The sequence below is a fragment of the Leptolyngbya sp. CCNP1308 genome (genome assembly GCF_034932455.1).
Classification (GTDB): Bacteria; Cyanobacteriota; Cyanobacteriia; order Phormidesmidales; family Phormidesmidaceae; genus Nodosilinea.
Window position 1 is genome coordinate 23,753 of record NZ_JAYGIH010000041.1, and the last position, 24,766, is coordinate 48,518.

Below are 24,766 nucleotides of genomic sequence, written 5' to 3' on the forward strand. Positions count from 1 at the left end.
GATTAGCTTCACGGAGCGGAGCCTCGGGCGGTGGTTAAACCTCAACCCCTACCCCTAAACCCCCTGGCCCTCCGGCCATTGTGTTAGCCACGCTACTCATTTGCTTTAGGATAGGAGAACATAAAGGCCAGACTTGAGTGGATAGGGCAGTCTTTATCGCCCGGTTCTCGAAACAAATGTTTACAATATCTTTATATGGCCATTGCAGTTCAGGTTAGCTGGCTGCCTCTATTCAATAAGTTCGTTTCAAGCTAGCTCAGTCTATATGTTCCGCCTGCTTAGCCTCAGCCATCCCTAGCTAGTATTTTGGGATTATGGACTTAAACGGTTCGCCTACCCTAAACACCCCGCCCCTCTCCAGCCCCGATCACCCCGAGCCCTCCGTGCTGCAAAAGATCAAGCAAGACCTCAAGAACGATCTAATTGCCGGCCTGCTGGTGGTTATTCCCCTGGCGACTACCATCTGGTTAGCGATCACCATTTCGGCCTGGGTCGTGCGGTTGCTCACCCGGTTTCCCAAGCAGCTCACCCCCTTTGACGGCCTCAATCCCTTTTTGGTCGATCTGATCAATCTGCTGATTGGTCTGTCGGTGCCCCTGCTGGCCATCTTGATCATTGGCCTGATGGCCCGCAACATCGCTGGTCGCTGGCTGCTGGATGTGGGCGAAAAGGTGGTGCAGTCGATTCCCTTGGCGGGGTCGGTGTACAAGACGCTGCAACAGCTGCTGCAAACGGTTTTTCAAGACTCTAGTACGCGGTTTCGGCGCGCGGTGCTGATTGAGTATCCCCGTCGGGGGATTTGGGCGGTTGCCTTTGTCACCGGAGCCATGACGGCTACGGCCTCGACAACTCCCAAGATGCTGAGCATTTTTGTGCCCACGACCCCCAACCCTACCAGTGGCTGGTATGCCATCGTGCCCGAAAACGATGTTGTCAACCTGTCGATATCGATTGAAGACGCCTTCAAACTGATTCTCTCGGGCGGCATTGTGGGGCCGAACCTGGCAGCGGCGGTTCCCCCCGATCGCGTAGTGTCGATGGCCAATGAAGGTCAGGCTACAGCCCCCATGGCTCTGGATCTAGGCATCTCTGAGCTAGCCCCCGATCTGGCGGACTACCCCCAGCAACTTTCCGTCTTGCCGGTAGACGAAGATTGCTAAGATATAGCCTGGTTCTAGCCTGGGTAAGGCTGGCCCGTCGATGGCGTGAAGCTTGCGTCGGGCCGGTTTTGTTTTGGCAAGACCCTGCACCGCCGCTTCTGGGAGACATGACCTATGCAAGCTCGCCGTATGGCCCGCGAGTTGGCCCTACTGGGCCTTAGCCAGCTTTCTGATAAGCCCGGCAGACTGGCCCCCCCAGACTTTGAGAAACTGCTGCTGGCGGCCATTCAAACCCTGACCGCCGAGGCCAAAGACGCCCTCGAAACCGCCTCAGATGAGCTGAAGCGCGGCAACCAGCACCTGGTTGACAGCGGCACCCGCGCCAGCGATGTAGAGAAGGGCCGGGCCATGGTCGAAGATGCGATCGCCCTCACCCAGACCGCCATCAACCGCCTGGCCCACGCGGTCGAGCTGCCCGAGTTCATTCGCCTCAGCAACCAGTCGGAGATCGAAGCCTTTGCCCTGGAGCTGCTCACCAACACCGCTAAGTACCAGACCCAGGTCGATGCCATTCTCGACGAAGCCATGGTGGCCTGGAACCTGAAGCGCCTGCCCCGCATCGATCGCGACATTCTGCGCCTGGCCGTGGTCGAAATGAACTACCTGGGCACCCCCGACCGCGTTGCCATCAACGAAGCCGTAGAACTGGCCAAGCGCTACAGCGACGACGACGGCTACCGCTTTATCAACGGCGTGCTGCGCCGGGTGGTGAGCCAAGGGGATGGAGGGGAAGTAGAAGTGGAGGCCGATAGTCCCGTGGTGTAGGGGAGTAGGCATCTGCCAGAAGTTCTCAGGCTCTGCTCGGGTGTGGATGAGCGTACCCGTGGTTTGCCCTGAGAACGATATTATTAGCAACAGTAACAACGTCCAAGGTAGCTCTGATATGGCTGGGTTCAATTGGTTTCAGCGCGGTTTCGACAAGTCTGACAGCGCCGATGCTGATGCTAAAAGCACAGAGGCCAAAGCTCCTGAACCGACCCCAGCCCCGGCCACCCCGCAGCTGTCGTCCGAAGACTACCTGAAGTGGGCCAAGGCGGCCTACCAAAATATTCAAAAACAGCAGGCTGAGACTAAAACTGAAGATTCAGTCGCCGAAACAGCGCCCGCCGAAGCTGTGGAAGAGGCCGCGGCTGAGGTGGAGGAAGCTGCTGCAGAAGCCGCTGAAATGTCTGCGGCTAGGGAGCCGGTCGTTGAGAATGAGATTGCAGAAACATCGGCAGCTGAGACAGATTCAGCCATTTCAGAATCCTTAGAAACCACCGAATCTGCCGTAGAATCCTCTGTCGTCGAACCCGCTGCCGAGGCTGAATCCCCCGTTGTGGAACCGGAGGCGGTAGAGCCCGAACTCGAACCCGCTGCCCCGCGACCCTTCTGGGCGCAGACAGAGGAGGAACGCCAGCAGCGTTTGGCTCAGTTGGAGGCGACGGCGATCGCAGAACCCGAGCCCGAGCCTGCCCCCGTGGCCGCCGTCACTGCGCCGCCCGCTCCCGTTCTACCCAATATTGATCTCGACGAAGCCTTTCTCTGGTCGGCGGAAGTCCTTGCCGCCCAGGGGCGACGGCCCGACGATATTTCCGCCGAAGAGATTACCTGGCTCAACAAGCTGCGCCAGGGGCTAAACAAAACCCGCCTCGGCCTGGTCAACCAGCTCAAAGCCATCGTTGGCCAGGGGCCGCTCAACGACGACGCGGTGGTAGAAATTGAGGCGCTGCTGCTCCAGGCCGATGTGGGGGTCGCCGCTACCGATAAGGTGATCGAGGCCCTGCAAGCCCGCATGCGCGAGGAGGTGCTGCCGCCCGACCAGGCGATCGCCTACCTCAAATCCATTCTGCGGGATATGCTCGATGCGCCCCTGGCCGACTCCCACAACCTCGCCTTTACCCCCGAAAAGGGCAGCTTCAACATCTGGCTGATGACCGGAGTCAACGGCGCGGGCAAAACCACCACCATTGGCAAGCTGGCCCACATCGCCAAAAAGTCGGGCTACAACACGCTGATTGCCGCCGCTGACACCTTCCGCGCCGCCGCTGTGGAACAGGTCAAAACCTGGGGTGCCCGCAGCGATGTGGAGGTGATCGCCAACCCAGGGCAGAACACCGACCCGGCGGCGGTGGTCTATGACGCGATCGCCGCCTCCCAGTCCCGCAGTATTGAGCTGCTGCTGGTCGATACCGCTGGCCGCCTGCAAAACAAAAAGAACCTGATGGACGAACTGGCCAAGATTCGCCGCATCATCGACAAAAAAGCCCCCGATGCCCAGGTCGAAGCCCTGCTAGTGCTCGACGCCACCCTGGGCCAAAATGGCCTGCGCCAGGCGGAAGTGTTTGCTGAAGCCGCCAACCTCAGCGGCGTGGTGCTCACCAAACTCGACGGCACCGCTAAAGGCGGCGTCGCATTGGCCGTGGTTGAGCAGTTGGGCCTGCCGATTCGGTTCATCGGCGCGGGGGAAGGCATCGAAGATCTGCGGCCTTTCTCTAGCTACGAGTTTGTCGAAGCTTTGGTGAGTGGTTGAGCGTTTCAGCACGGTTCGCCAACCCCGGCCTCTCTACGGGCGGCTCCGGCGGCACTCACTAGCAGCAGCCGTTTGCGGGGCAAGTGGTTCATCAAGATGCCGGGAAAGAGGGGCGATCGCGTCATAGATCGCCGTCGCCGGGTCGGTATTCTGCTACCCCCACAGGTGAGGGCAGAGAAGGCAGCGGGGAATTGCCGAGGGTGAACGGACGGTCAGCCCTCCCTGGGGACTGGACAAAAAGATGACTCCAGCCATGGCGATAGGCTAGAACCCGTTATTCTAGAAAAGCTGAGTTTTAAGGCAAGCCTGTGCAAACCCTAGACCCCATTCACGTAATCGGCGGCGGGCTGGCCGGTACCGAAGCCGCCTGGCAGATTGCCCAGGCCGGGGTGCCCGTGGTGCTGCACGAAATGCGCCCCCACAAAACATCCCCCGCCCACCACAGCGAACATGTGGCTGAGCTGGTGTGCAGCAACTCCTTTGGGGCCATGGCGAGCGATCGCGCCTCGGGCCTGCTCCACGAAGAACTGCGTCAGCTCGGTTCAGTAGTCATTGGCAAGGCTGACCAGCACCAGGTGCCAGCGGGCGGTGCCCTGGCGGTCGATCGCGGCGTCTTCAGCCAAGACCTGACCGAAACCCTAGAGCGGCACCCCCTGATCGAGCTGCGGCGCGACGAAGTGACGCGCATTCCCGACGAGGGCATTGTGGTGTTGACCACTGGCCCCCTGACCAGCGACGCCCTCTCGGTGGATCTGGAGCGGTTCACCGGCCAGGGCTACATGAGCTTTTTTGACGCCGCCAGCCCCATTGTGGTGGGCGACAGCATCGACCAGTCGGTGGCGTTTATGGCCTCGCGCTACGACCGGGGCGAAGCCGCCTACCTCAACTGCCCCATGAACCGCGAGCAGTACCTCCACTTTTGGACTGAGTTGTGCAACGCCGAGCAGGCCGAACTGAAGGACTTTGAGCGCGAAACGGCCAAGTTCTTTGAGGCCTGCCTGCCGATCGAAGAAATGGCGCGGCGGGGCGAAGACACCATGCGCTACGGCCCGCTCAAGCCCGTGGGCCTATTCGATGCGCGCCTGGGCGATTTCAAAGACCCTGAGAATAAGAGCAAAAAACCCTACGCTGTGGTGCAACTGCGCCAGGAAGACAAAGGCGGTCAGCTGTGGAATATGGTGGGCTTTCAAACCAACCTGCGCTGGGGCGAGCAGGCGCGGGTGTTTCGCCTGATTCCCGGATTGGAGAACGCCGAGTTTGTGCGTATGGGGGTGATGCACCGCAACACGTTTTTGAATTCGCCAGAGCTGCTGCACAACACGCTGCAATTTAAGGCGCGGCCTACGCTGCTGGCGGCGGGGCAGCTGGTAGGCACCGAGGGCTACACGGCGGCGGTGGCCGGGGGCTGGCTGGCGGGGACGAATGCGGCCCGTCTGGCCCAGGGGCAAGAGCGGCTGAGCTTGCCGGTGACGATGATGCTGGGGGCGCTGGTCGATTTCATCACCTCGGCGGAGCCAAAGCACTTTCAGCCGATGCCGCCCAACTTTGGCATTTTGCCGCCGCTGCCGGTGAAGGTGCGCAACAAACGGGAACGCTATGGACAGTATCGCGATCGCGCCTTTAACGATCTGCACACCTGGGCCAGCCAGCACAGTCTTGCTTTGGCCGAGAGTTCGCTGATGGCTACGGCTTAAGCGAAGCCACGGGGCTAAGTCCTCAGGTAGATTTGCAATAATCTTCGTTGCAAGAAACCCATAGGCTAGGCTATCGTGTCTAAGATTAAAGGAAAATTCAGTTTTGTTTAAGAGAAGGTTATCTATGCCCTATGTCCTATTCTGGCTCTTCTAACAATCGGCGCGATTTGGATGGATTCATTTCTCCGAAAAGCTCCTACTACGGCACGTTTTCGCCGCAGCAGCTTGTGTTTAACGCCAACCTACAGGAATTTGCCAACCGAGTTGGCTATATTTCAGGTCTGCAAACTGGCGGCAAGCTCTCCCCCGATGAGGCCTTTGAGCAAATTAAGTCGCTATATAAGCAGCTTAAGCAAACCAAAAAAGGCTTAGAAATCTAAGTCTGGAGCTTGCACAGCGGTTCTGGCTCAAGGTTTGGGTTATGGCGATCGCTGCATTCAACTACATGCGGGTGTCTCTAGCCTAGAGACGCCCTAGCACCTCAATTAATAAGCTGTCTGAAAGTGTAGCGTCTTATTTGAGATCGGTAAGGCGATACAGAGCTCTCGGTAGCACCACAACAGGTTAAGTTTCCCACTTTATGTTGGAAAAATGGGACTGGAAGACCACTTTGAGGCGTCCCAATACGCTGGGCCAAGTCTGCCCCATCCTACTTAAGTTGGATAATTAGCCGCTCGGTTAGATTTTGAACCAAAGATTCTGATATTTTCCGGATAGGCTCCTGCACCAAACACAAATTGCATAACCCCGATTTCCAAAAGGCGAAACCGTAGGGACAAATGGCATTTACTCAGAAGGAACGGGGTAGCCAAGCAGGATCTAGTATCAGTTCATGGGCAATATTGAATATAGTCAAGTAACTATTGCTCTAACACGCCCATGGATTCTGAACAACGATTGGACTATCTCTACAAAGAGTATGTGCGGTTAAGCCAGCAGGCAGAAGAGTATATTCAAAGCGCCTTTGAAGATCTCAAGCTGATGGGAGTCATTGGGGCCACCATCGCTCTCTGGAAACCCATCGTCGATTTTATTGTGCTGGCGAAGCCCGAAATTGATGCCAGCGGGCTGCTGTTTTTAGGCTTTCTCAGCCTGCTGCTGATCATCGCCATCATCGGTTTCTGGAATCTGATCAAGCAATCTTTCATTATCTTTTTTGCAGATAATCTCCAAAGCTATGAAGAAGAAATTAGAAAAGAGCTGAGCGTGATCGATGGGTCAGGTGTTTTTGGCCTCAACCTTGAGAAAGAAGCAAAGCTCCTGCAAAGCTACAGATCGACTTTCGCCGCCTTTCTTTTGGTTTTTGCGCTGGCGACAACATTTATACCAGTTTTAATCTTGATGTCGCTCAGCATCACCTATGCTCTGGTTTATTTGGTGTTGTCATTGGTGCTGTTTGGAACGTACTTTCGAGTGCTCAAAAAATCAACCCGAAGATTTCTTAAGCATTAGTATTTTCTTTACAGCCTCCTAGACAATCCAAGCTGGATTATTAAATTATCCGCTTCACCCAAAAAAGCAGCGTCCTAAGACTATTTCAGGCTTAGGACGCTGTTTGCACGGCTCTCTATTGAGCCATGACGTGGCGCTGGGTGAGTTTGTCGAGCTGTTTTACCAGCAGACTGAGGAACAGCCCCACATCGGTTACTACCCCAGTGGACTCTAGCGAACCGCGATCGGCCAGCTTCGTCACCACGGCGGGGTTGATGTCAACACACACCATCTTCACTCCCGAAGGGGTCATGTTACCCACGCCGATTGCATGGAGCATCGTCGAGAGCATCAAAATCAGGTCGCAGCCTTCGATCAGGTGGGCGTATTCGGCCTGGGCGTCAAGCAGATCCATCTTGGTGTCGGGCAGGGGGCCGTCGTCGCGAATGGAACCGGCCAGGGAGAAGGGCACGTTGTGCTTAACGCATTCGTAGAGCACGCCGCGGGTGAGCACACCCTGCTCGACCGCATTGGCGATGCTGCCACAGCGGCGAATCGAGTTGATCGCCCGCAGGTGGTGGCGGTGGCCGCCGCGTACCGAGGTGCCCTGCTTCATATCGACCCCCAGGGAGGTGCCGAGCATGGCCTGCTCGATGTCGTGGACGGCGATCGCATTGCCCCCCAGCAGCGCCTGCACATAGCCCTCGCGAATCAGCCGCCCCAGGTGGTCGCCGCCGCCGGTATGAATCACCACCGGGCCAGCCACCACCGCCACCTTGCCGCCCTGGTCGCGCAGGCGGCGCAGATCCCACGCCACCTGTTCGACAATTAGCTCCACGCGGCGCTCGCTGGAGACGCCGGAACCCATGAAGCTAAACTCTTCGGTGGGGGCTGCGGCGCGACTGCGATCCTTGGTGCTGCGCACGCTGCGAATGCCGTCGTAGCCGACAATTACCTGGTCGCCCACGGCCAGATCGCGCAGCAGCTTGCAGCTGGCCACCGGCTCAGACGCTGATACCCCCTCTGGCACCACAATCACGCCATCCATGCGCTGGCCTTGCACCCGCACCCACTGGCCCCGCACCCGTACTTCAGTGGGGTAAATGGTGGAGCTGTAGAAGTCGTCGGGGGCCACCCCGGCCTGGGTAATGGTCACCAGGCGAGCGTCCTGCTGTTCCTCGGGCAGGGCTACCGCACCGAGGTCGATCAGCTGGGCCATGATTTCGTCCATCACCTCGCGATCGGGGGCCGAGACGCGAATTTCTGCCGACGAGGTGCTCTGGCGCTGCTCGCCCAGATCAAAGTTCAGCACCTGGAAGCTGCCGCCGCCCTCCATCACTAAATCCAGCGCCCGGCTGACCAGGCCCGAGTCGAGCAGGTGCCCCGTCATGGTGACGGTGCGAGCGATGATGCCCTTTTCTCCGGCGGGCTCGGGGTGTAGGGGCTCGGTCACTCGCAGGGTAAGGCATTTAGCGGCACCACCGGCCTTGAGAAACTCCGTCAGGGGCGTTTCTACCACCTCAAAGCCCGCGTCGGCCAGCCGCGCCTTCAGCTCATCGCTGGCCTTGTTCATGATCACGATGCGATCGATATTCACCGAATTGCAGGCAAAGTTGATGGCGTCGGGCTCGTCAATCGCAATGCGCTTTTCGGGAGGTACCCGCAGCTCAATCAACCGGTTCGAGTAGGCGTCAAAGGCGGGGGGATAGTAGAGCAAATAGCCCCCGGTCAGCGGACAAAAACAAGTGTCTAGGTGGTAAAAGCGCTCGTCCATTAGATGCAGCGACAGCACTTCAATGTTCAGCCACTCGGCTACCAGCCCGTGGGAGTCTAGCTCAGTGCGGAAGCCGTAGCCCGCCCACAGCCAGCGCCCCTCGCGATCGAGCAGGGCGTCACCTGCGCCTTCGAAGGGCAGATCCGGGGGCAGGGTAAAAACCTGGTGCCCCTGGGCTTCAAACCACTCCTTAAAGAAAGGTTCTTCGCCCTGACGCTCGGGGTGCAAAAAGCGGCTCAGCACCACCTGGTTGCCCAAGATCAGCCCGGCGTTGGCGGTAAACACCATGTCGGGCCAGCCCTGCTGGGGCTTGACCAGATCGACATCGGCGCGATCGGCAATGATTTGGTAGAGGCTTTGCCACTGCTCTTGGGCGGTCTCTAGAGACGAGCGGTGAATGTTGCCCTCCATCCAGGGGTTGATGACGTAATCCACCTCGTAGTGGTGGGGAGCGCACATGAGAAAACGAATGGAGGAAGTCATAGGAAATGGCTGGCGTGAAGGAAATTCAGAGCAAACAGACGAATCGGGCAGCGGAGACCATCCCAGAAGGCAATTAAACTAATCAGCGCTGGGGGCCAACATCGTATTTTAAGCCCTCAGCGCTGTCAGTATATTCAGTTGTCATGAGTCCTTGTAGATTGCGGCCCCTGGGGCAATTGGCCTCCAGCCACCCTGCAAGAACGCTAGGGCTACCGCTCAGAGGGCAAATCGACAAAGAAATGAGCTTCAGTCAGGCGATTGCTGGTGATGATAGAGCTAGTCAAACTGCCGTGGCGCAGACGGCGGGCGGTAGCTATCTGACCATTGTCGACCAGAGTTTCCCCGGTAAAGGAATAGGTAGCTGAGGACTCGGCCACGCTTACGGATACGGGCATTGAGGCTGAACCAGTTATCAAGTCAGCGGCCTCAGCCTTGTTACCTGAAGAGTCAAACCCAACCGCCAGCATAAAGGCCGCCAGCCCAATCAGCAGCGCCAGACGAATATCAATGATTTGCACCACCTGAAAGACAGTGTCTTGAATAGATGCCCAGACGGTGGAAGGTGACTCGTGATCGTTAAGCAAGGTTAGACTCCTCAAAACGCCAGCAGCCCGCTGTAAAGATTTGCCATGAACGGCTAACCGACCCATTGACCCGATCTTTCGGGGCTCCTACTGAGGCATCCAACCCGATTTGTGGACTACTCAATAGTTTTGCTTAAGTATTGTTATACACATAACGTCACGAAGTCACAAGTTGTTGCGCCCATTCCAGAATTACTGTCAAGGGTTGTGAAGCTGCCCAAACGCTTCTGGTGCAAGGGGTTGAGGCAATTCGCGCACGGTGGACATGAATTTTTGTAAACCATAGAACTCAATCTATGGTTTAAGGTACTTCATTTATCTAGTCACGGTATAGGGAAAAGGCCTGGGCTCTTACCGGCTCACTCAAGCCAACACCCATAGCTGAGAGCGGCACTCTGTCTATATCGGCTCTAGCCAAAGGGAAAAGATCCAGCCGCCGTCGAGTAGCTCTGACCAGTTGCCAGAGGTGCGCCCGGTGATGGTGACAATCGAGCCGTTGGGTACGCTTCTGACGAAGCCAAACTCAGTGCCAGGCCCATCGAATACAGAGGTGGAATCGCCGTCGGTGACCACCCGCCGCTGACTGGTGCCACCCGGCGGTGGGTCAGTGGGGTCTGGGCTGGGGTCTGGGGATGGCTCGGGGAGCGGCGTCGGTGGCGCGGTGGCACGATAGAGGGCCTGCCAAGTTGCTGCGTCCACAATGCCGGTGACGGGGAGCCCATTCACCCGCTGAAACTCGCGCACGGCATTTTGAGTCGTCTGGTCGTAGATGCCGGAGACGATGAAATTGGACGGCAAAAAGCCCGCCTGGCGCAGCAGGCGCTGCAATTCCATCACATCGGCGTTAGGGGTAGGGCCAGGATTTGGGTCGGGGTTCGGGTTGGGCCGGTTGCCGCCATAGATGGGGCCGTTGTACTGAATGTAGTAGCCATCGACCCAGTTGCCGTTGGTGAGCTGAGCCCAGCCGCTGTTAAAGCGCCCGGTTAGCGGAATGCGGCTGCCATTGACAAACTGCCCGACGACAAGATAGTTGATGCCGGGGCCGTTGCGAATGTTGAGGGCAAAGTTCTGTGGAGTGACCACCGTGGCCAGGTTGCCCTGGTTTTCGATGGGGGGTGTTATTGGGCCAGACCCAGGTACCGGAGACCGGCTGACCAGGTTGCCCGCGACCCAGGTGGCATCGACGAGCTGAACCCAGCCGTTGCGGCGTGCCCCAGACACCTGTAGGGCACTGCCCCGGCGCACGCGGCGATAGACGCCAGTATTAGTGCCAGGCCCCCAACGCACGTTGAGGGCGTATCCTTCGGGGGTATTAACGTAGATGGTGCTACCCCAGAGGTGCCCATTGGCCAAGGCCGGTGTTCCTAGGCTGCTGCCGAGAACGATCGCTCCAGCTGCGATCGCCAACGACCAACTCCGCAGGGGTATACCGTCCCCTGGCCCTGTGGCCTGACTAGCCTCTAACCGCAGGATTGAGGCAGAACCCGCTGGGACAGGATCAACATCTGGGTGCGTTTCCCAGAGGAGCCAAAGAAGGCTTTGGGCCAGGCTATCCATAGGTCAACGGTGGCGGCAGAAGGAATGGGCAAAACCACCTTAATCATAGTGGTTTTTGCCGGATCCTTAGGGATTTTTATAGAAAATGCGGGGTTGCTGGGGCGATCGCTCCCTAAGCCGGGCGTAGATGTTCACCCCAGAAACCCCCATGCCCCTAGGCATAGGCCGTTCCTAACGGCGGCACAATCAGCAGGGTGAGCCCGTAGCGGCCCACCACCGTAACCCAGCTTGAGGGAGCTAGGGCAATACCTACATCAATAACTCCCTCATAGATTCGGGCGGGCCAGTAGGTGCCTTCGTAATAGACTCGTCCTTCAAGCTGGGCTGTAATGGGGCGCTCTACCCGCGCGGTTTTTGGGGTCTCAAAAAGTTCCAGAGTGTGGGTCAGATTCATCGCTATCCTCCCGGTGATGTCTCAGATGGGATGTGTGCTTACTCGTAAGTGAAGGTTGGGCGCAGGGTGTGACAGCCCAATGGGTATAAATGTGCGTAGCAGTACTCCAGGCCAGTATTCAAAGTACGGTGCTCCAAACCAGTGGCCGTAGGCTATGGGGCAGCTCCTGATGCCAACGAGGGTTTTGAAACAGGGCTGCTCTAAACCAGTAATGATGGACGATAGAGGGCACAGCCCTGGCTAAACGTCATCCCTGTGACAGATATTGAAGCGTTAGCCGTCTAAAGACAGAGGGGACAATCCATGGCTATCGTGCCCTTCCTTACGAAGACCTTTATAGGTGAAATATACCAAAATTATAGCTAGACCAGTGGGCGATTGCCCTTCTCTTTCTGGATTGTTGCGGGTCTTAACAGAATTAGTTATGGTGTAAACAACCAAAACGTCGCCACTACCTCAATGCCCTATCCCACCCTTCTGGCTACCCCTGACAACTACGGTCTGCTGACGGATCTATACCAGCTCACCATGGTGAGCTGCTATGCGGGCGAGGGCCAGGCCGATCGCCGGGCCAGTTTTGAGCTGTTTGCCCGGCGGCTCCCCCCCGGCTACAGCTATCTGATCGCCATGGGGCTGGCCCAGGCGATCGACTACTTGAACAATTTGCGATTTTCGGAACACCAGCTAGAGGCTCTGCGGCAGACGGAGCTATTTGATCGCGCGCCCGACGAGTTCTGGCAGCGCTTGGGCGAGGGGGGCTTTACAGGGGATGTGTGGGCGGTGCCCGAGGGCACGGCGGTGTTTGCCAACGAACCTCTGCTGCGGGTAGAAGCACCCCTGTGGCAGGCCCAGATTGCGGAAACCTACCTGCTCAATACGCTCAACTACCAAACCCTCGTGGCTACCCGCGCTGCCCGCCTGCGGGATGTGGCTGGGCCTGATGCCAAGCTGCTGGAGTTTGGCACCCGTCGGGCCTTTAGCCCCCAAGGAGCGCTGTGGGCGGCGCGGGCGGCGCTAGCGGCGGGTTTTGACGAAACCTCCAACGTGCTGGCGGCATTGGCTCTGGGGCGCAAGCCAGCGGGCACCATGGCCCACGCCCTGGTGATGGTCTTTACCGCTCTAGAAGGCAGCGAAGATGAAGCCTTTGCGGCCTTTCAACGCTACTTTCCGGGGGCGGCGCTGCTGATTGACACCTACGACACGGTGGCGGCGGCAGCAAGGCTGGCGGCGGCGGGAACCCCGGTGGCTGCCGTGCGGCTTGACTCTGGCGACCTGGTGGCGCTGTCGCAGGCGGTGCGATCGCATCTGCCCAACACCAAAATCTTGGCCAGCGGCGACCTGGATGAGTACGAAATCGCTCGCCTCCAGCGAGCCGGAGCGGTAATCGACGGCTACGGCCTGGGCACGAAGTTGGTGACGGGCGAACCGGTGAATGGGGTATATAAACTGGTCGATATCGACGGTATACCCGTGATGAAAGAGGCCAGCGGCAAAACCACGCTTCCAGGACGCAAACAAATTTTTCGGCGCTATGAGGGTGGGCAGGCGGTGGGCGATCGCCTCGGTCTGCTTGAAGAAACCGCCGCCCCCGACGAAACGCCGCTGCTTCAGCTGGTTGTCAAGCAGGGCCAGGTCATGCAGGAGTTAGAATCGCTGGATGCGATCGCCGCCCGCACCGCTGCCTCGGTGGCCAGCCTGCCCGCCAACCTGCGCCAGCTAGAGCACCCGGCTGACTATGGCGTAGCATTATCCGATGCCCTGGTGGATCTGGCGGCCCATACCCGCCAGCATCCCCCCTCTCAGCCCTGAGGATGGCCCTATGACCGCAACCAATTCTCCGGCGCTCCGCATCGCCCTGTTTGGCACCAGTGCCGACCCACCCCACCAAGGCCATGCCGCCATTCTCACCTGGTTGGCTACCCAGTTTGACCACGTGGCGGTGTGGACGGCTAACAACCCGTTCAAAGAGCACCAGACTCCCTTGGGCGATCGCTTTCGCATGCTGGAATTGCTGATCGACGACCTCGCCGTGCCGCCCCAGCGGGTGCAGGTACACCCCGAACTCAGCCACATGCGCACAGTGGTGACTCTGGAGCGATCGCGGCAGGTCTGGCCCCAGGCCGAATTTTCCTTAGTGGTGGGGGCTGACTTGGTGGAGCAGCTGCCCACCTGGCACCGGGCCACCGAAATCTTTGCGGCAGCGAACATTCTGGTGATTCCGCGCCCTGGCTATGACCTCAGGTCGGCCAGCCTGGCCAACCTGCGCCAACATACGACCGTCACCGTGGCCGAGATGCCTGCGATCGATGTGTCGTCGTCGCGCTATCGCCAGTGCGACGGCATCCCCGCCGCCACCGCCCCCGAAATTCCCCCGGCGGTGCAGTCTTACATTGCCCAACACCACCTCTACCCATGTCCGCAAAACTCCACCGCACCTCTGACCACCCCTTAAGCCCGGTGCCCCTGGCCGATTTTAAGGTGGGGGTAGACAACGTGATTTTTTCCGTAGATACCCAGCAAAACCGGCTGCTGGTGCTGGTGGTCATGCGCCACGACGAACCCTTCGCGGGCTACTGGAGCCTACCCGGCACCCTGGTGCGTCAGGGCGAATCTTTAGAAGCCGCCGCCTACCGGGTGCTGGCCGAAAAAATTCGCGTCAATACCCTCTATTTAGAGCAGCTCTACACCTTCGGCGGCCCCGATCGCGACCCCCGCGAGTCGCCCCAGGCCTTTAATGTGCGCTATCTGTCGGTCAGTCACTTCGCCCTAGTGCGCTTCGAAGATGCCGAACTCATTGCCGACGGCGTCAGCGGCATCGCCTGGTACCCCCTGGCCCAGGTGCCCCAACTCGCCTTCGACCACAACGAAATTTTGACCTACGGCTATCGGCGGCTGCGCAACAAGCTCGAATACAGCCCGATCGCCTTCGACGTGCTGCCCGAGGTCTTTACCCTGGGCGACCTCTACCAGCTCTACGTCACCGTTTTGGGGGAGGGTTTTTCAGATTATTCCAACTTTCGCGCTCGGCTGCTCAAGCTGGGTTTTTTGCAGGATACCGGCCAAAAAACCTCCCGGGGTGCCGGACGGCCCGCCAGCCTATATCGGTTTGACGCCGCTGCGTTTGAGCCGCTGAAGGAGAAGGCGATGGTGTTTATTTGAGGGAGAGGGGAGTAAGGGGGTGAGGGAGTAAGGGGTAGGGGGATGGGGTGAGATGGGAGTTCTAGAACATGGGGGTTAGGGGATGAAAGTTAGGGCACCTCAAAACCGAACTCTTGATCTCAGTGCTGAAGAGCGAGCTGTGTTTTTGCAGCGATTAATTAGCCTGGATCGTGAGAAATCTCCTAGCGAAATTCTCAATCGAACTATTTTTCAGGATGTGTTTGGGGCGTTGCCCTACCTACCCAAAAACTTTGTGGATTTGCTGATTGTTGACCCGCCTTACAATCTCACTAAAGACTTCAATGGCAGCAAGTTTAAGCAGTGCGATCGCTCCACCTACAGCGCCTGGCTCGACAGCTGGATTTCCCAGCTTAAACCGATGCTCAAGCCCCATGCTTCCGCCTACTTTTGTGCCGACTGGGTCACCTCAACCGTCATGTATCCAGTGCTAGAAAAACACTTTACCGTTAGAAATAGAATCACCTGGGAGCGGGAAAAGGGACGCGGTGCCCAAGCCAACTGGAAAAACGCCAGCGAAGATATTTGGTTCTGCACTGTCTCCGAAACTTACACCTTCAATGTGGATGCCGTGAAGCTTAAACGCCAGGTGATGGCCCCCTATAGAGACCTGGCTGGACAGCCTAAAGATTGGGACGATACGGGTTCAAAAAACTACCGACTCACCCATCCTTCTAATCTCTGGACCGACATTACCGTGCCCTTTTGGTCAATGGCTGAAAACACCGATCATCCCACCCAAAAGCCCGAAAAACTGGTAGCTAAACTGCTGCTCGCCAGTTCTAACCCTGGAGAGGTGGTGCTCGATCCCTTTCTCGGCAGCGGCACAACTTCTGTGGTCGCCAAAAAGCTAGGCCGACAGTATGTCGGCATTGAGCAAGACCCCGACTACTGCTGCCTAGCCGAAAAACGTTTGGTTCTAGCAGAAACCGACCCCACCATCCAGGGATACGCCGATGGAGTCTTTTGGGAGCGCAACACTCTGGCGGCTCAGCGCAGTCGCCCCAAAAAGTCTATTTCCTCGGAAGCCTGATTATTCCCCCGCTGATGCCGGTAGCTGAAGCCAAAGCTACCTAACAACCTGAAGACGATTACAGCCAGCGTTTTGGTCAAAATCCCTTTTATCTATTAACTCCTATGAAATTTGCGATCGCCCAGCTTAACCCCACCATTGGCGACCTGGCCCACAACGCTCAGCAGGTGCTCGATGCCGCCCGCCAGGCCGATCGCCTGGGTGCCCAGGTGCTCATCACCACCGAGCTGGTGCTGTGCGGCTATCCGCCCCGCGACCTGCTGCTTCAGCCCAGCTTTATTGCGGCCATGGCCCGCCAGCTCGATACCCTGGCCACGGAGTTGCCCCCTCACCTCGCTGTGCTGGTGGGCTATGCTTCTGCCAATCCCAAAGCTCGCTACCACGGCGAAAAGCCCCTATTTAACAGCACCGCTCTGATCCAGAGGGGCCAGGTGCAGCAGGTCTTTCACAAGCAGCTATTGCCCACCTACGATGTCTTCGATGAGCACCGCTACTTCGCTCCCGGCCAGGGACCGAGCAGTTTCACCATTCCCCTGGGCGATTGGGGCCTACGCGTTGGCGTCACCATCTGCGAAGATCTGTGGAACGACGAGGAGTTTTGGGGCGGGCGCAGCTACCCCCGCAACCCGATCGCCGACCTGGCCGATGACCATGTCGATGTGGTGATCAACCTCTCCGCCTCACCCTACTCGGTCAACAAAGCGCAGCTGCGGGCTTCCATGCTGGCCCACAGTGCCGCCCGGTTTCGCTGCCCCATTCTCTACGCTAACCAGGTGGGGGCCAACGATGACTTAATCTTCGACGGCACCAGCATGGCCTTCAACCGTCAGGGTGAATTGGTGGCCCGGCTGCCCTCCTACCAGGCGGGGCTAGCGGTGGTGGAGTACGACCCCATTCAGCGCGACCTGTGCCCTGGCGACATTGCTCCCCTGCCCGCTGACGAAAACGAGGCGATCTGGTCAGCCCTGGTGCTAGGGGTGCGCGACTACACCCACAAGTGCGGCTTTTCTAAAGCGGTGATTGGTCTCAGCGGCGGCATTGACTCGGCGCTGGTGGCGGCGATCGCAGCGGCAGCCCTCGGCCCTGCCAACGTGCTCGGCATTCTTATGCCCTCCCCCTACAGCTCCGACCATTCGGTGACGGACGCGCTGGCGCTAGCCCAAACCCTTGGGATTGCCCACCAAACCCTGGCGATCGGCCCGCTGATGGCTGATTACGACCAGGTGCTCGCTCCGCTCTTTACGGGCACCAGTTCTGGCATTGCCGAAGAAAACATTCAGTCGCGCATTCGTGGCAACCTGCTGATGGCGGTTTCGAATAAATTTGGTCACCTCCTGCTGTCAACTGGCAACAAATCGGAAATGGCGGTGGGCTACTGCACCCTTTACGGCGACATGAACGGCGGCCTGGCGGTGATCGCCGATCTGCCCAAAACGCGAGTCTATGCCCTTTGTGGATGGCTCAATCGGCAGGTGGGCAGCGGCAATGGGGCTGTGGCTCCATTGGCCTTGGGCGAACTGTCGGAGCGAGTTAGCAATATCACCGACGCCCTGATTCCTCAAAACATTCTTGCAAAACCGCCCAGTGCCGAACTCAAACCCGGTCAGGTCGATCAAGATTCGCTGCCCCCCTACGACGTGCTGGATGACATTCTCGATCGCCTGGTGCAGCGCCACGAGTCGGTGGCCGACATGGTGGCCGCTGGCCACGATGCAGCGGTAGTAGACAAAGTTTTGCGGCTGGTATCGCGGGCTGAGTTTAAGCGGCGGCAGACCCCGCCTGTGCTCAAGGTGACCGATCGCGCCTTTGGCCTGGGCTGGCGCATGCCCATCGCCAACCGCTGGAAGAGCGAGTTGAAGCCGTTGACGATAGAGCCTGCCGAGCAACTGTTGGAGGCCTGATGGCCTTCGCGCAGCTCTGATTAGGGCGGCTTGAGGGTGCGATCACACCCTCAAGCCGCCCAGCCTAGAACGATAGACCTAAGGCCAAACAAGCGCTCCCCTCAGCGGCGCTGACGTTGTAAGACTGGGCCTCAACGGTCGTGGCGACCACTAGCATGTCTTCGGCAAAGGTAGTGCCGTCGATGCTGCAACTGCCCTTCAGCACGAGCAGATAATTGCCAATGTATTCATAGCTCTCCGAGGAAGTGCTTTGAATGAATTGAGAACTCATGCCGCCCTCGGGGTCAAGAGGGATCTCGTAAGTGGAAACGCCATCTTGGACTTCCTCAAACGGATAAATTGTCTCAAAATCGGGTTCAGCGGTGTTGATATTGACGGGGGTGTAGGCCTCGATTAGATCGGTATTGGCAAAATCCGGTGGCGAAGCGTAAGCCAGAAGAAAGAAGCCGGTGCTGTCTGAGACTTGATGGCCGCTGCCGGGCGGGTTAAAGTACAGCGACCCGGTAGGGTATACCCCCTTGGCGTCAGTCTGGGTGCCCGCGATCGCGTAGACCGACTCGGTCATGGAGTGGTAGTGCAGCCCTACACTACCATCGGGAATGGTGTACCACAGAATACTGATGTGCTCAGTGTCGGCAGCCCCAGAGAGAATCAGCTTTTCTAGATTTGGCCTGAAGGTAAAGAAGTCGTAGCTGCTGGGGTTGGCCGTCAGATCGTTTAAGTCGACGACGGTGGAGCTGCTGAGCCCTGAAGGGGTGTCGAGGGCGATCGCCGCTTCCGGCATCTCCGCCGACTCGGCATCTTGAACGACGATACCGACCCCCGCAAGTGCGACCAGCCCCAAGGCTGTCAACACTGTCGATTGAACAGATCCCATGGCCGCAGACTCCCACTCCAAAGATTGTAGAAGGCTGCACCATATCACAGCAGAAACCCGCAAATCTGTCACTTTCCGCTCAATATTACGTTTTAGCTCGACTTCTTGCCCAAATAAAGAGAAATGAGAGTGCCCATACGACTTCGCCATAAGAGGTGAAATCTAGGTTAGGACAACCCCAACAACCAGAATTCAAACTCATTGGACATTTTTTTCATTCTTCGTTCTTCTATCTTTGTTCTTTGCCGCAGCTCCCCCTCTAGCTAAACAACCTCGGATAAATTCGCAGAGCCGCCAGCCTGGCCATCACCACCATCCACCCGATCAGCCAGAGCAGCAGCAGGGGCCACCAGGGGGGCAGGCCCAGGGGCCAGCGTAGCAAATCCACCAGGGCCGCCAGGGGGAGCAAACTGGCGAACTTAGCCAGCAGCGGTGGCAGCGTATCGCGTGGAAAGTAGGTGCCGCAGAGGGTGAACATGGGGATGATCACCAGAAAAATCGGCACATTCACCTGGTCTACTTTATCTACCGCCCCGGCCACCAGTAGGCCAAAAGCCCCAAACAGCAGACTGCCGAGGACGATCAGCGGCAGCGATAGCACCAGGCTAGAGAGGTCGTAGAGGTTGGCGAGCACGGCGACGATGCCGGTCAGGGTGCCAGCAATGATGCCCTTGGTCGCCGCCCAAAACCAGTCCCCCAAAAACACATCGGTATAGCTCAGCGGCGCGGTCAGCAGCGCCTGCCAGGTTTTCTGAAAATTGAGTCGAATAAAGCTGCTGTAGGCTCCCTCAAAAAATGACTGAAACAGCACCCCGATCGCAATCATCCCCGGTGCCAAAAACCGCGCGTAGGGAATCATCTGCCCCAAATAGTCCACCTCGCCAATTAGCGGAGAGAGGCCGTAGCCAAAGGCCAGCAGGTACACCACTGGCTCAGAGATAGGCGGCAGGCAGTTGACCAACCAGGTGCTGCGATACACCTGAAAGTGCCGCCACCAGACCGAATATACCCCCCAGGGGGTCGCGGTAATCAGCTTCATTCGAGCACGCTCCCGGTGAGGCGAAGGAACACATCTTCTAAATTAGCGGGCCGTCGCAGCAGGCGGCTGGGGTGATGAGACTCGATCTGAGCCCAGAGGGTTTCGGGGTCAGCGTTGGGCAGGGTGACCAGGTGGCCGCTGCCAAAGGCGCGATACCAGGCTCCGTGACGGGCGGCCAGGTCTTTGAGAAGAGCTGAGTCAACCCCCTCGATCTCCGCAACTTCGCGGCCAATGACGCGAGCCACCAGATCGGTGGGGGTGCCCTCGTCGATCACTTTGCCCTGCTGGAGGAGTAAGAGGCGATCGCACAGTCTTTGGGCCTCATCCATATAGTGGGTGGTCAGCAAAATGCCGCAGCCGCTGGCCTTGAGGTGCTGCACCAGCCGCCAAAAATCTTGCCGGGCATCGGGGTCGAGGCCGGTAGTGGGCTCATCTAGAAACACAATCTTGGGTTGATTCAGCAGGGCGCGGGCCAGCACCAGCTTCCGCTTCATGCCGCCCGACAGCTCATCGACCTGGGCCTCGGCCCGGTGCTCTAGATTGACCAGGGCCAGCAGTTCCCCCGCCCGCTGCCGCGCCGCTGCTCCGGTAATGCGGTAGTGGTGGGCGAAGTGGGTGAGGTTCTTAAACACCGTAAAGTCGGGGTCAAGGTTGTCTTCTTGGGTGACGATGCCCATCTGGGCACGGGCCAGCTGACCCTGCCCCGGCAGCTGCCAGGGGCCAAACTGCACAAACCCCTTAGTGGGGATGACAGTGCCAAACAGCATGCCCACCGTGGTGGTTTTGCCCGCCCCGTTCGGCCCCAGCAGCCCGACAATTTCGCCTGGGGCCAGGGTAAAGCTGACGCCCTGCACCACGGCCTCGTCACCGTAGGTTTTCCAAAGATCGTAGGCGGTTAGGCTCAGCGCATCCGACACAGCTTGCTCCCGATTGAACTTTAGATATTTTGAATCACGGGGCGATCGCGTTACCCATCCCCTTACCCAATGCCACCGTCTGCGGCCCCGAGTCGTCCACCCACCGACTCCCCAATTCTCTCAGGCACTCTAGCAAAATCTCTTTCAAACCATCCTGATTCCCTCAGCTAGTGCAGAAATATGAACTGGTAGATGCACCCTGATTATTCCCTAGCCCTTGGGTTGGGGAATTTTTTTTGCCCAAGCGGCCCGGGGCGGAGGCCAAGAAGTTCTGGAAAATTCAGGTTAGACTGGGGCCAGAATTGGGGCATCTCGGCGGTTTAGCCAATGGATTTTGAGGAAATTGCTGTACACATCAACCAGGTTGCTGTGGAGCGCAAGGGGCGTCCGCTGAAGGATGTGGAGCGACTGGTTTTAAAGGGGTCTTGGGAGAACAAGACCTACTCGGCGATGGCGACCCCCGCCGCTGGCTACACCGAAGACTATCTCAAAAAAGATGTCGGCCCCAAGCTCTGGCAGCTGCTCACCGAGCTGGTGGATGTCGATCTTCAGGGCGTGCGGGTGACGAAGCGCAACATTCAGAATGTGCTGCAAACCTGGATAGTGCAGGGATTGGTGGCGGCTGAGCCGACCCCGCCGCCAGAAATTGGGGTAGAACCGCGATTCCGGGACGGATCGCTTCGCGAATCGCCCCTGCCTGCCCCTGCCCTAACGGTGCGCGAGTCCCCGCGTCTCGATCTGGCCGACTGCGCGGGCCGCCAGGCCGAACTGGCAACCCTGACCGAGTGGATTGTGGCAGAACGCTGCCGCACAGTGGTGCTCTGGGGACTGCCGGGGGTGGGTAAGACCACGCTGGCGGCGGCGATCGCCGCTGCTGTCGCCCCCCAGGTACACCAGTGCGGCTACCTGGCCCTGACTGCCGGGGCCACCGAGCAGGATGTGCTGGGGGCGATCGCCCACTGGCTCGACCCGCAGGCGGCGATCGCCCCCCTCGCCCAGGTCGAGTGGATTGTCGACCGGCTCAACCAGCGCCGCGCCCTGCTGATTCTTGACGGTCTAGACCAGTTCTTTGCCCCCCAGCAGCTAGCGGGCAGCTACCAGGCGAATACCAATGCCCTACAGCACTTCTTTCACCGGGGGGCCGAGCACCATCACCAGAGCTGTCTGGTCTGGCTCAGCCGCGAAAAGCCCGCCGATTTCTCCCAGCTGCAGGGGCCACGGGTGCGAGACTACGCCCTGGGCGATCTGGCCGCTGACGACGCCCGGCCTCTGCTCCAGGCTCCTGCGGCTGTGAGTCCCCCCGTTGATGACTGGGCGGCATTGGCGGCATTAATCGATCGCTACGGCAGCCATCCCCTGGTGCTGCGCGGGTTGGGGGCCACCCTGCAAGAGGTATACCAGGGGCAGCCCTGGGCCTTACTCCAGACTCCCCAGAGGATTGTGCCCGTGGGGGTGCACCGCACCTTTACCCAGGCCCTCGATCGGCTGTCGCCAGAGGAATGGGCGCTGCTGTACTGGCTGGCTCTGGCCCAAGAGCCAGTATCCCTCGACGACCTCACCGGAGCTATGCAGCCAGCTCTGACCAATGTGGTTGTGCAGTCGGTGCTAGGGCGCGGTTGGGCCCAGGCCCAGGCCACCGAGGGGCGCGGGCTGGTGCTGAGCCTGGGCCCGGTGGTTCAAATTCTGGCGCTAGAGCGGCTGCAAGGCGTGCTGATGGCCGAGCTAGAGGCCGAAGCCTTCGACTGGCTCCAGCGGCTGCCTCTGGTGACGATGACCGCGCGGGAAGTGGTGCAAGAGCGCCAGCGGGAAGCCATGCTGGTGCCCCTAGCGGCGGCCTTGAAACAGACCTACGCCACCGACGCGGCTCTGGTGGCCAAGGGCGATCGCCTGCTCAAGGCGATCAAGCCCCTCAGAGGACAGCCGGGCTACGGAGCCGGCAACCTGATCCATCTCTGCCAGCATCTGGGTTTGGGCATTAGCGGCGTCGATTTTTCTCATCTGGCAATCTGGCAGGGCGACCTGCGGCGGGTGATTGTGCAGGGGGCCAATTTTAGCCAGGCCCAGTTTAGCGACACCACCTTTGCCACTGCCCTGGGGCGTGACCCGGTGGCCGCCTTTAGCCCCGTGGGCGGACTGTCATCAGAGGAGAACGGACGGCACCTGGCCACGGGCGACCACGAAGGCCGACTGCTGCTGTGGGATTTGAAGCGGGGCAAGCTGGTGTGGATGTTTAATGAGGGACAGAGCATTCGATCGCTGGCCTTCAGCCCCCATGGCGATCTGCTGGCCGTGGGCACCGAGAGTGGCCAAATCTGGCTGTGGCCGGTGGGGGCTACCTATCAGACCGACGTTTTAGACGACCACCAGGCCCCAGTGCGAGCCCTGGCCTTCAGCCCTGACGGCAGCCAGCTAGCCTCGGGGGATGACAGCGGTCGGCTCTGCCTTTGGGAAGTCGCTTCAGGGTTTGGCCAGGGCTGTCTTGAGGGCCACGCTGGAGCCATTCACAGCCTGGCCTACAGTAACTCGGGCGATCGCCTGGTGAGCGGCGGCGACGACCAGCGCGCCTGCCTGTGGAATGTGAGCGATCGCACCCTGCTCAAAGACCTCCAGGCGCGATCGACGGCAGCAATTCGCACCGCTGGTTTTTTGCCCGACCCCAACGACCCCGACTGCCAGCCCATCCCCTTCGCGGCGGGCTACGACGACAACTGCCTCACCATTTGGAATTTGGCCACCGGGCTACCCTGCTGGATTTTGCCCGCCGAGATGCAGGCCCTGCCTGCCCTAGCGCTGAGCCCTAACGGCCGCTACCTGGTGTGCAGCGGCCAAGACTTCACCGTCACCATGTGGAATATTCCCAATCGTTCCCTCTGCTACGCGCTACCGTCCTTAGAGGCTCCGGTGTGGACCCTGGCCTTTAGCGCCGACAGCCGCTACTTTGTCACCGGCAGCAACTACACCATTAAACTTTGGAGCGCCAAACGGGGCCAGTGCTGGCGCAGCTTTCTCAGCCAGGCGCACCCGGTGCGCTGCCTGGCCTTTAGCGCTGGCCCCGACAGCGGCACCATTCTCACCGGCCACGACGACACCCACCTGCGGCTGTGGCAGGTCAACGCCCACAGTCCCTACGCCACTGGCCCCCGTGCCCTGGCGGGCCACAGCGGTTCGGTGCGCACCGTCGCCCTCAGCGCCGATGGTCAGTGGCTGGCCAGCAGCGCCGATGACCAAACCCTTCGCCTGTGGTCGATCGCGACGGGGCAGAGCCAGTGGGTGGGGGTGACGCCAACCGCCGCCACCCTGCTGCGCTTTAGCGCCGATGGCCAATGCCTGGCCACCGCTGGCCCCGACAGCGGCATTTTGGTGTGGGATTGCGCCACTGGCAGCGCCGTGGGAGAGCTAGAAGACGCCCCCGACAGCCCTTCTGCACTGTTATTTAGCCCCAATGGTGACTGGCTGGTCGTGGGGGCTAGGGATGGCACCATCGGCCTGTGGCCGTGGAAGCAACGCACTCGCGTTGGCCCTGAGGGGGCCATCTTTGACTATCGCGTGTTGGCAGGTCATCAAAGCCAGGTACATAGTCTCTCAGCCCAGGGCGAGCAGTTGGTCAGCGCTAGCCACGATGGCACCGTGCGCTGGTGGAGCCTGGGGCAGGACAACGGCTGTCTCGGCCAGTGGCAGCACCCTGGGGAGCAATGGCTGCAAGGGGTTACCCAAGGGCCTGGGGGTGACGTGCTGGCGATCACCAGCCAAAACGCCCAGGTCGAGGTGTGGGAGGTTGAAACCAACCAGCGCCGCCATACCCTCAAGGGCCACAGCCAAGATATTTGGCAGGTCTTGGGTTGCCCCAGCGGCACCCACCTGGTTACCGCCAGCCAAGACGACGAAATTCGCGTGTGGGATCTGGCGACGGGTCTGTGCCAGCAAACCCTCCGCCCCGATCGCCCCTACGAAGGCGTCAACATTCGCGGTGCCACCGGCCTCTCTGACACCGAGGAGCGCATGCTGAAGTCATTGGGTGCGATCGTCAGCTACTAACAGATTTTTCTCACCGGGCGGGGAATGCTTTTTGAAGAAGCACTGTCACTGCCTCGAACGGCTGAGCGTAGATTAGGCAACAGAGCCAATCGGTTAGGATGGGATCAATCAAACATCAAGTTTGGCTTAATTTTTTAGCGCTGCTGCCAGCCACCGGGCTGACAATCTTGACTATTTCTGTAGCGTTTCTGCGGTTTT

20 protein-coding genes are annotated in these 24,766 nt (G+C 59.2%); 12 read left to right on the plus strand and 8 right to left on the minus strand.

All coding sequences use genetic code 11. The annotated features are described in order from the left end of the window. Nucleotides 1–314 precede the first annotated feature (314 nt). From VB780_RS12500 to VB780_RS12525, 6 genes are all read left to right on the plus strand, one after another. Nucleotides 315–1,160: a DUF502 domain-containing protein gene (locus tag VB780_RS12500; protein WP_323351486.1), complete on the plus strand. Its 846-nt coding sequence runs from the start codon at nucleotides 315–317 to the stop codon at nucleotides 1,158–1,160. Nucleotides 1,161–1,274: 114 nt separating this feature from the next. Next, nucleotides 1,275–1,925 carry a transcription antitermination factor NusB gene (gene nusB / locus VB780_RS12505; protein WP_323351487.1) on the plus strand — a complete coding sequence of 217 codons (651 nt, stop codon included), beginning with the start codon at nucleotides 1,275–1,277 and terminating at the stop codon, nucleotides 1,923–1,925. Between the two features lie 118 nt (nucleotides 1,926–2,043). Then, nucleotides 2,044–3,672 carry a signal recognition particle-docking protein FtsY gene (gene ftsY / locus VB780_RS12510; protein WP_323351488.1) on the plus strand — a complete coding sequence of 543 codons (1,629 nt, stop codon included), beginning with the start codon at nucleotides 2,044–2,046 and terminating at the stop codon, nucleotides 3,670–3,672. Nucleotides 3,673–3,980: 308 nt separating this feature from the next. Next, entirely contained in the window at nucleotides 3,981–5,366 is a 1,386-nt protein-coding gene (gene trmFO / locus VB780_RS12515) for an FADH(2)-oxidizing methylenetetrahydrofolate--tRNA-(uracil(54)-C(5))-methyltransferase TrmFO (RefSeq protein WP_323351489.1), read from the plus strand. Between the two features lie 131 nt (nucleotides 5,367–5,497). Next, nucleotides 5,498–5,746: a hypothetical protein gene (locus tag VB780_RS12520; protein ID WP_323351490.1), complete on the plus strand. Its 249-nt coding sequence runs from the start codon at nucleotides 5,498–5,500 to the stop codon at nucleotides 5,744–5,746. A gap of 499 nt (nucleotides 5,747–6,245) precedes the next feature. Further along, entirely contained in the window at nucleotides 6,246–6,818 is a 573-nt protein-coding gene (locus tag VB780_RS12525; RefSeq protein ID WP_323351491.1) for a hypothetical protein, read from the plus strand. 115 nt (nucleotides 6,819–6,933) lie between these two features. Here the strand turns inward: VB780_RS12525 and VB780_RS12530 are convergent, their stop codons facing one another. The 5 genes from VB780_RS12530 to VB780_RS12550 all read right to left on the minus strand — a co-directional run bounded on the left by VB780_RS12530 (nucleotide 6,934) and on the right by VB780_RS12550 (nucleotide 11,589). Continuing rightward, nucleotides 6,934–9,054 carry a TIGR00300 family protein gene (locus tag VB780_RS12530; RefSeq protein ID WP_323351492.1) on the minus strand — a complete coding sequence of 707 codons (2,121 nt, stop codon included), beginning with the start codon at nucleotides 9,052–9,054 and terminating at the stop codon, nucleotides 6,934–6,936. 209 nt (nucleotides 9,055–9,263) lie between these two features. Further along, a complete protein-coding gene (locus VB780_RS12535; protein ID WP_323351493.1) occupies nucleotides 9,264–9,638 on the minus strand; it encodes a hypothetical protein in 375 nt (124 codons plus the stop codon). Nucleotides 9,639–10,037: 399 nt separating this feature from the next. Continuing rightward, the gene (locus VB780_RS12540) at nucleotides 10,038–11,045 is read right to left on the minus strand and encodes a peptidoglycan-binding protein (RefSeq protein ID WP_323351494.1); all 1,008 of its coding nucleotides are present in this window, start codon (nucleotides 11,043–11,045) and stop codon (nucleotides 10,038–10,040) included. Between the two features lie 53 nt (nucleotides 11,046–11,098). Further along, nucleotides 11,099–11,242, minus strand: coding sequence for a hypothetical protein (locus tag VB780_RS12545; protein WP_323351495.1), 144 nt, complete (start codon nucleotides 11,240–11,242; stop codon nucleotides 11,099–11,101). Nucleotides 11,243–11,349: 107 nt separating this feature from the next. Next, nucleotides 11,350–11,589, minus strand: a complete 240-nt coding sequence (locus tag VB780_RS12550; protein ID WP_323351496.1) for an NfeD family protein — start codon at nucleotides 11,587–11,589, stop codon at nucleotides 11,350–11,352. A gap of 459 nt (nucleotides 11,590–12,048) precedes the next feature. Between VB780_RS12550 and VB780_RS12555 the strand changes: the two genes are divergently transcribed. From VB780_RS12555 to VB780_RS12575, 5 genes are all read left to right on the plus strand, one after another. Beyond that, nucleotides 12,049–13,398, plus strand: a complete 1,350-nt coding sequence (locus VB780_RS12555; protein WP_323351497.1) for a nicotinate phosphoribosyltransferase — start codon at nucleotides 12,049–12,051, stop codon at nucleotides 13,396–13,398. Between the two features lie 10 nt (nucleotides 13,399–13,408). Continuing rightward, the gene (locus tag VB780_RS12560; RefSeq protein ID WP_323351498.1) at nucleotides 13,409–14,041 is read left to right on the plus strand and encodes a nicotinate-nucleotide adenylyltransferase; all 633 of its coding nucleotides are present in this window, start codon (nucleotides 13,409–13,411) and stop codon (nucleotides 14,039–14,041) included. Next, nucleotides 14,002–14,748: an NUDIX hydrolase gene (locus VB780_RS12565; protein ID WP_073609517.1), complete on the plus strand. Its 747-nt coding sequence runs from the start codon at nucleotides 14,002–14,004 to the stop codon at nucleotides 14,746–14,748. The genes VB780_RS12560 and VB780_RS12565 overlap by 40 nt, the downstream gene beginning before the upstream one ends. A gap of 82 nt (nucleotides 14,749–14,830) precedes the next feature. Beyond that, nucleotides 14,831–15,799 carry a DNA-methyltransferase gene (locus tag VB780_RS12570; protein ID WP_323351499.1) on the plus strand — a complete coding sequence of 323 codons (969 nt, stop codon included), beginning with the start codon at nucleotides 14,831–14,833 and terminating at the stop codon, nucleotides 15,797–15,799. Nucleotides 15,800–15,903: 104 nt separating this feature from the next. Further along, nucleotides 15,904–17,700 carry an NAD+ synthase gene (locus VB780_RS12575; protein WP_323351500.1) on the plus strand — a complete coding sequence of 599 codons (1,797 nt, stop codon included), beginning with the start codon at nucleotides 15,904–15,906 and terminating at the stop codon, nucleotides 17,698–17,700. A gap of 64 nt (nucleotides 17,701–17,764) precedes the next feature. Here VB780_RS12575 and VB780_RS12580 read toward each other — a convergent pair whose 3' ends face one another. The 3 genes from VB780_RS12580 to VB780_RS12590 all read right to left on the minus strand — a co-directional run bounded on the left by VB780_RS12580 (nucleotide 17,765) and on the right by VB780_RS12590 (nucleotide 20,533). Continuing rightward, nucleotides 17,765–18,577, minus strand: coding sequence for a cupin domain-containing protein (locus tag VB780_RS12580; protein WP_323351501.1), 813 nt, complete (start codon nucleotides 18,575–18,577; stop codon nucleotides 17,765–17,767). Nucleotides 18,578–18,836: 259 nt separating this feature from the next. Continuing rightward, complete coding sequence (locus VB780_RS12585; RefSeq protein ID WP_323351502.1) at nucleotides 18,837–19,616, minus strand: ABC transporter permease; 780 nt, start codon at nucleotides 19,614–19,616, stop codon at nucleotides 18,837–18,839. Further along, the gene (locus tag VB780_RS12590) at nucleotides 19,613–20,533 is read right to left on the minus strand and encodes an ATP-binding cassette domain-containing protein (RefSeq protein ID WP_323351503.1); all 921 of its coding nucleotides are present in this window, start codon (nucleotides 20,531–20,533) and stop codon (nucleotides 19,613–19,615) included. Before VB780_RS12590 ends, VB780_RS12585 begins: the two co-directional genes overlap by 4 nt. 327 nt (nucleotides 20,534–20,860) lie before the next feature. Here VB780_RS12590 and VB780_RS12595 point away from each other — a divergent pair, with 327 nt between their 5' ends. Continuing rightward, nucleotides 20,861–24,568: an NACHT domain-containing protein gene (locus VB780_RS12595; protein WP_323351504.1), complete on the plus strand. Its 3,708-nt coding sequence runs from the start codon at nucleotides 20,861–20,863 to the stop codon at nucleotides 24,566–24,568. The last annotated feature ends 198 nt before the right edge of the window (nucleotides 24,569–24,766 follow it).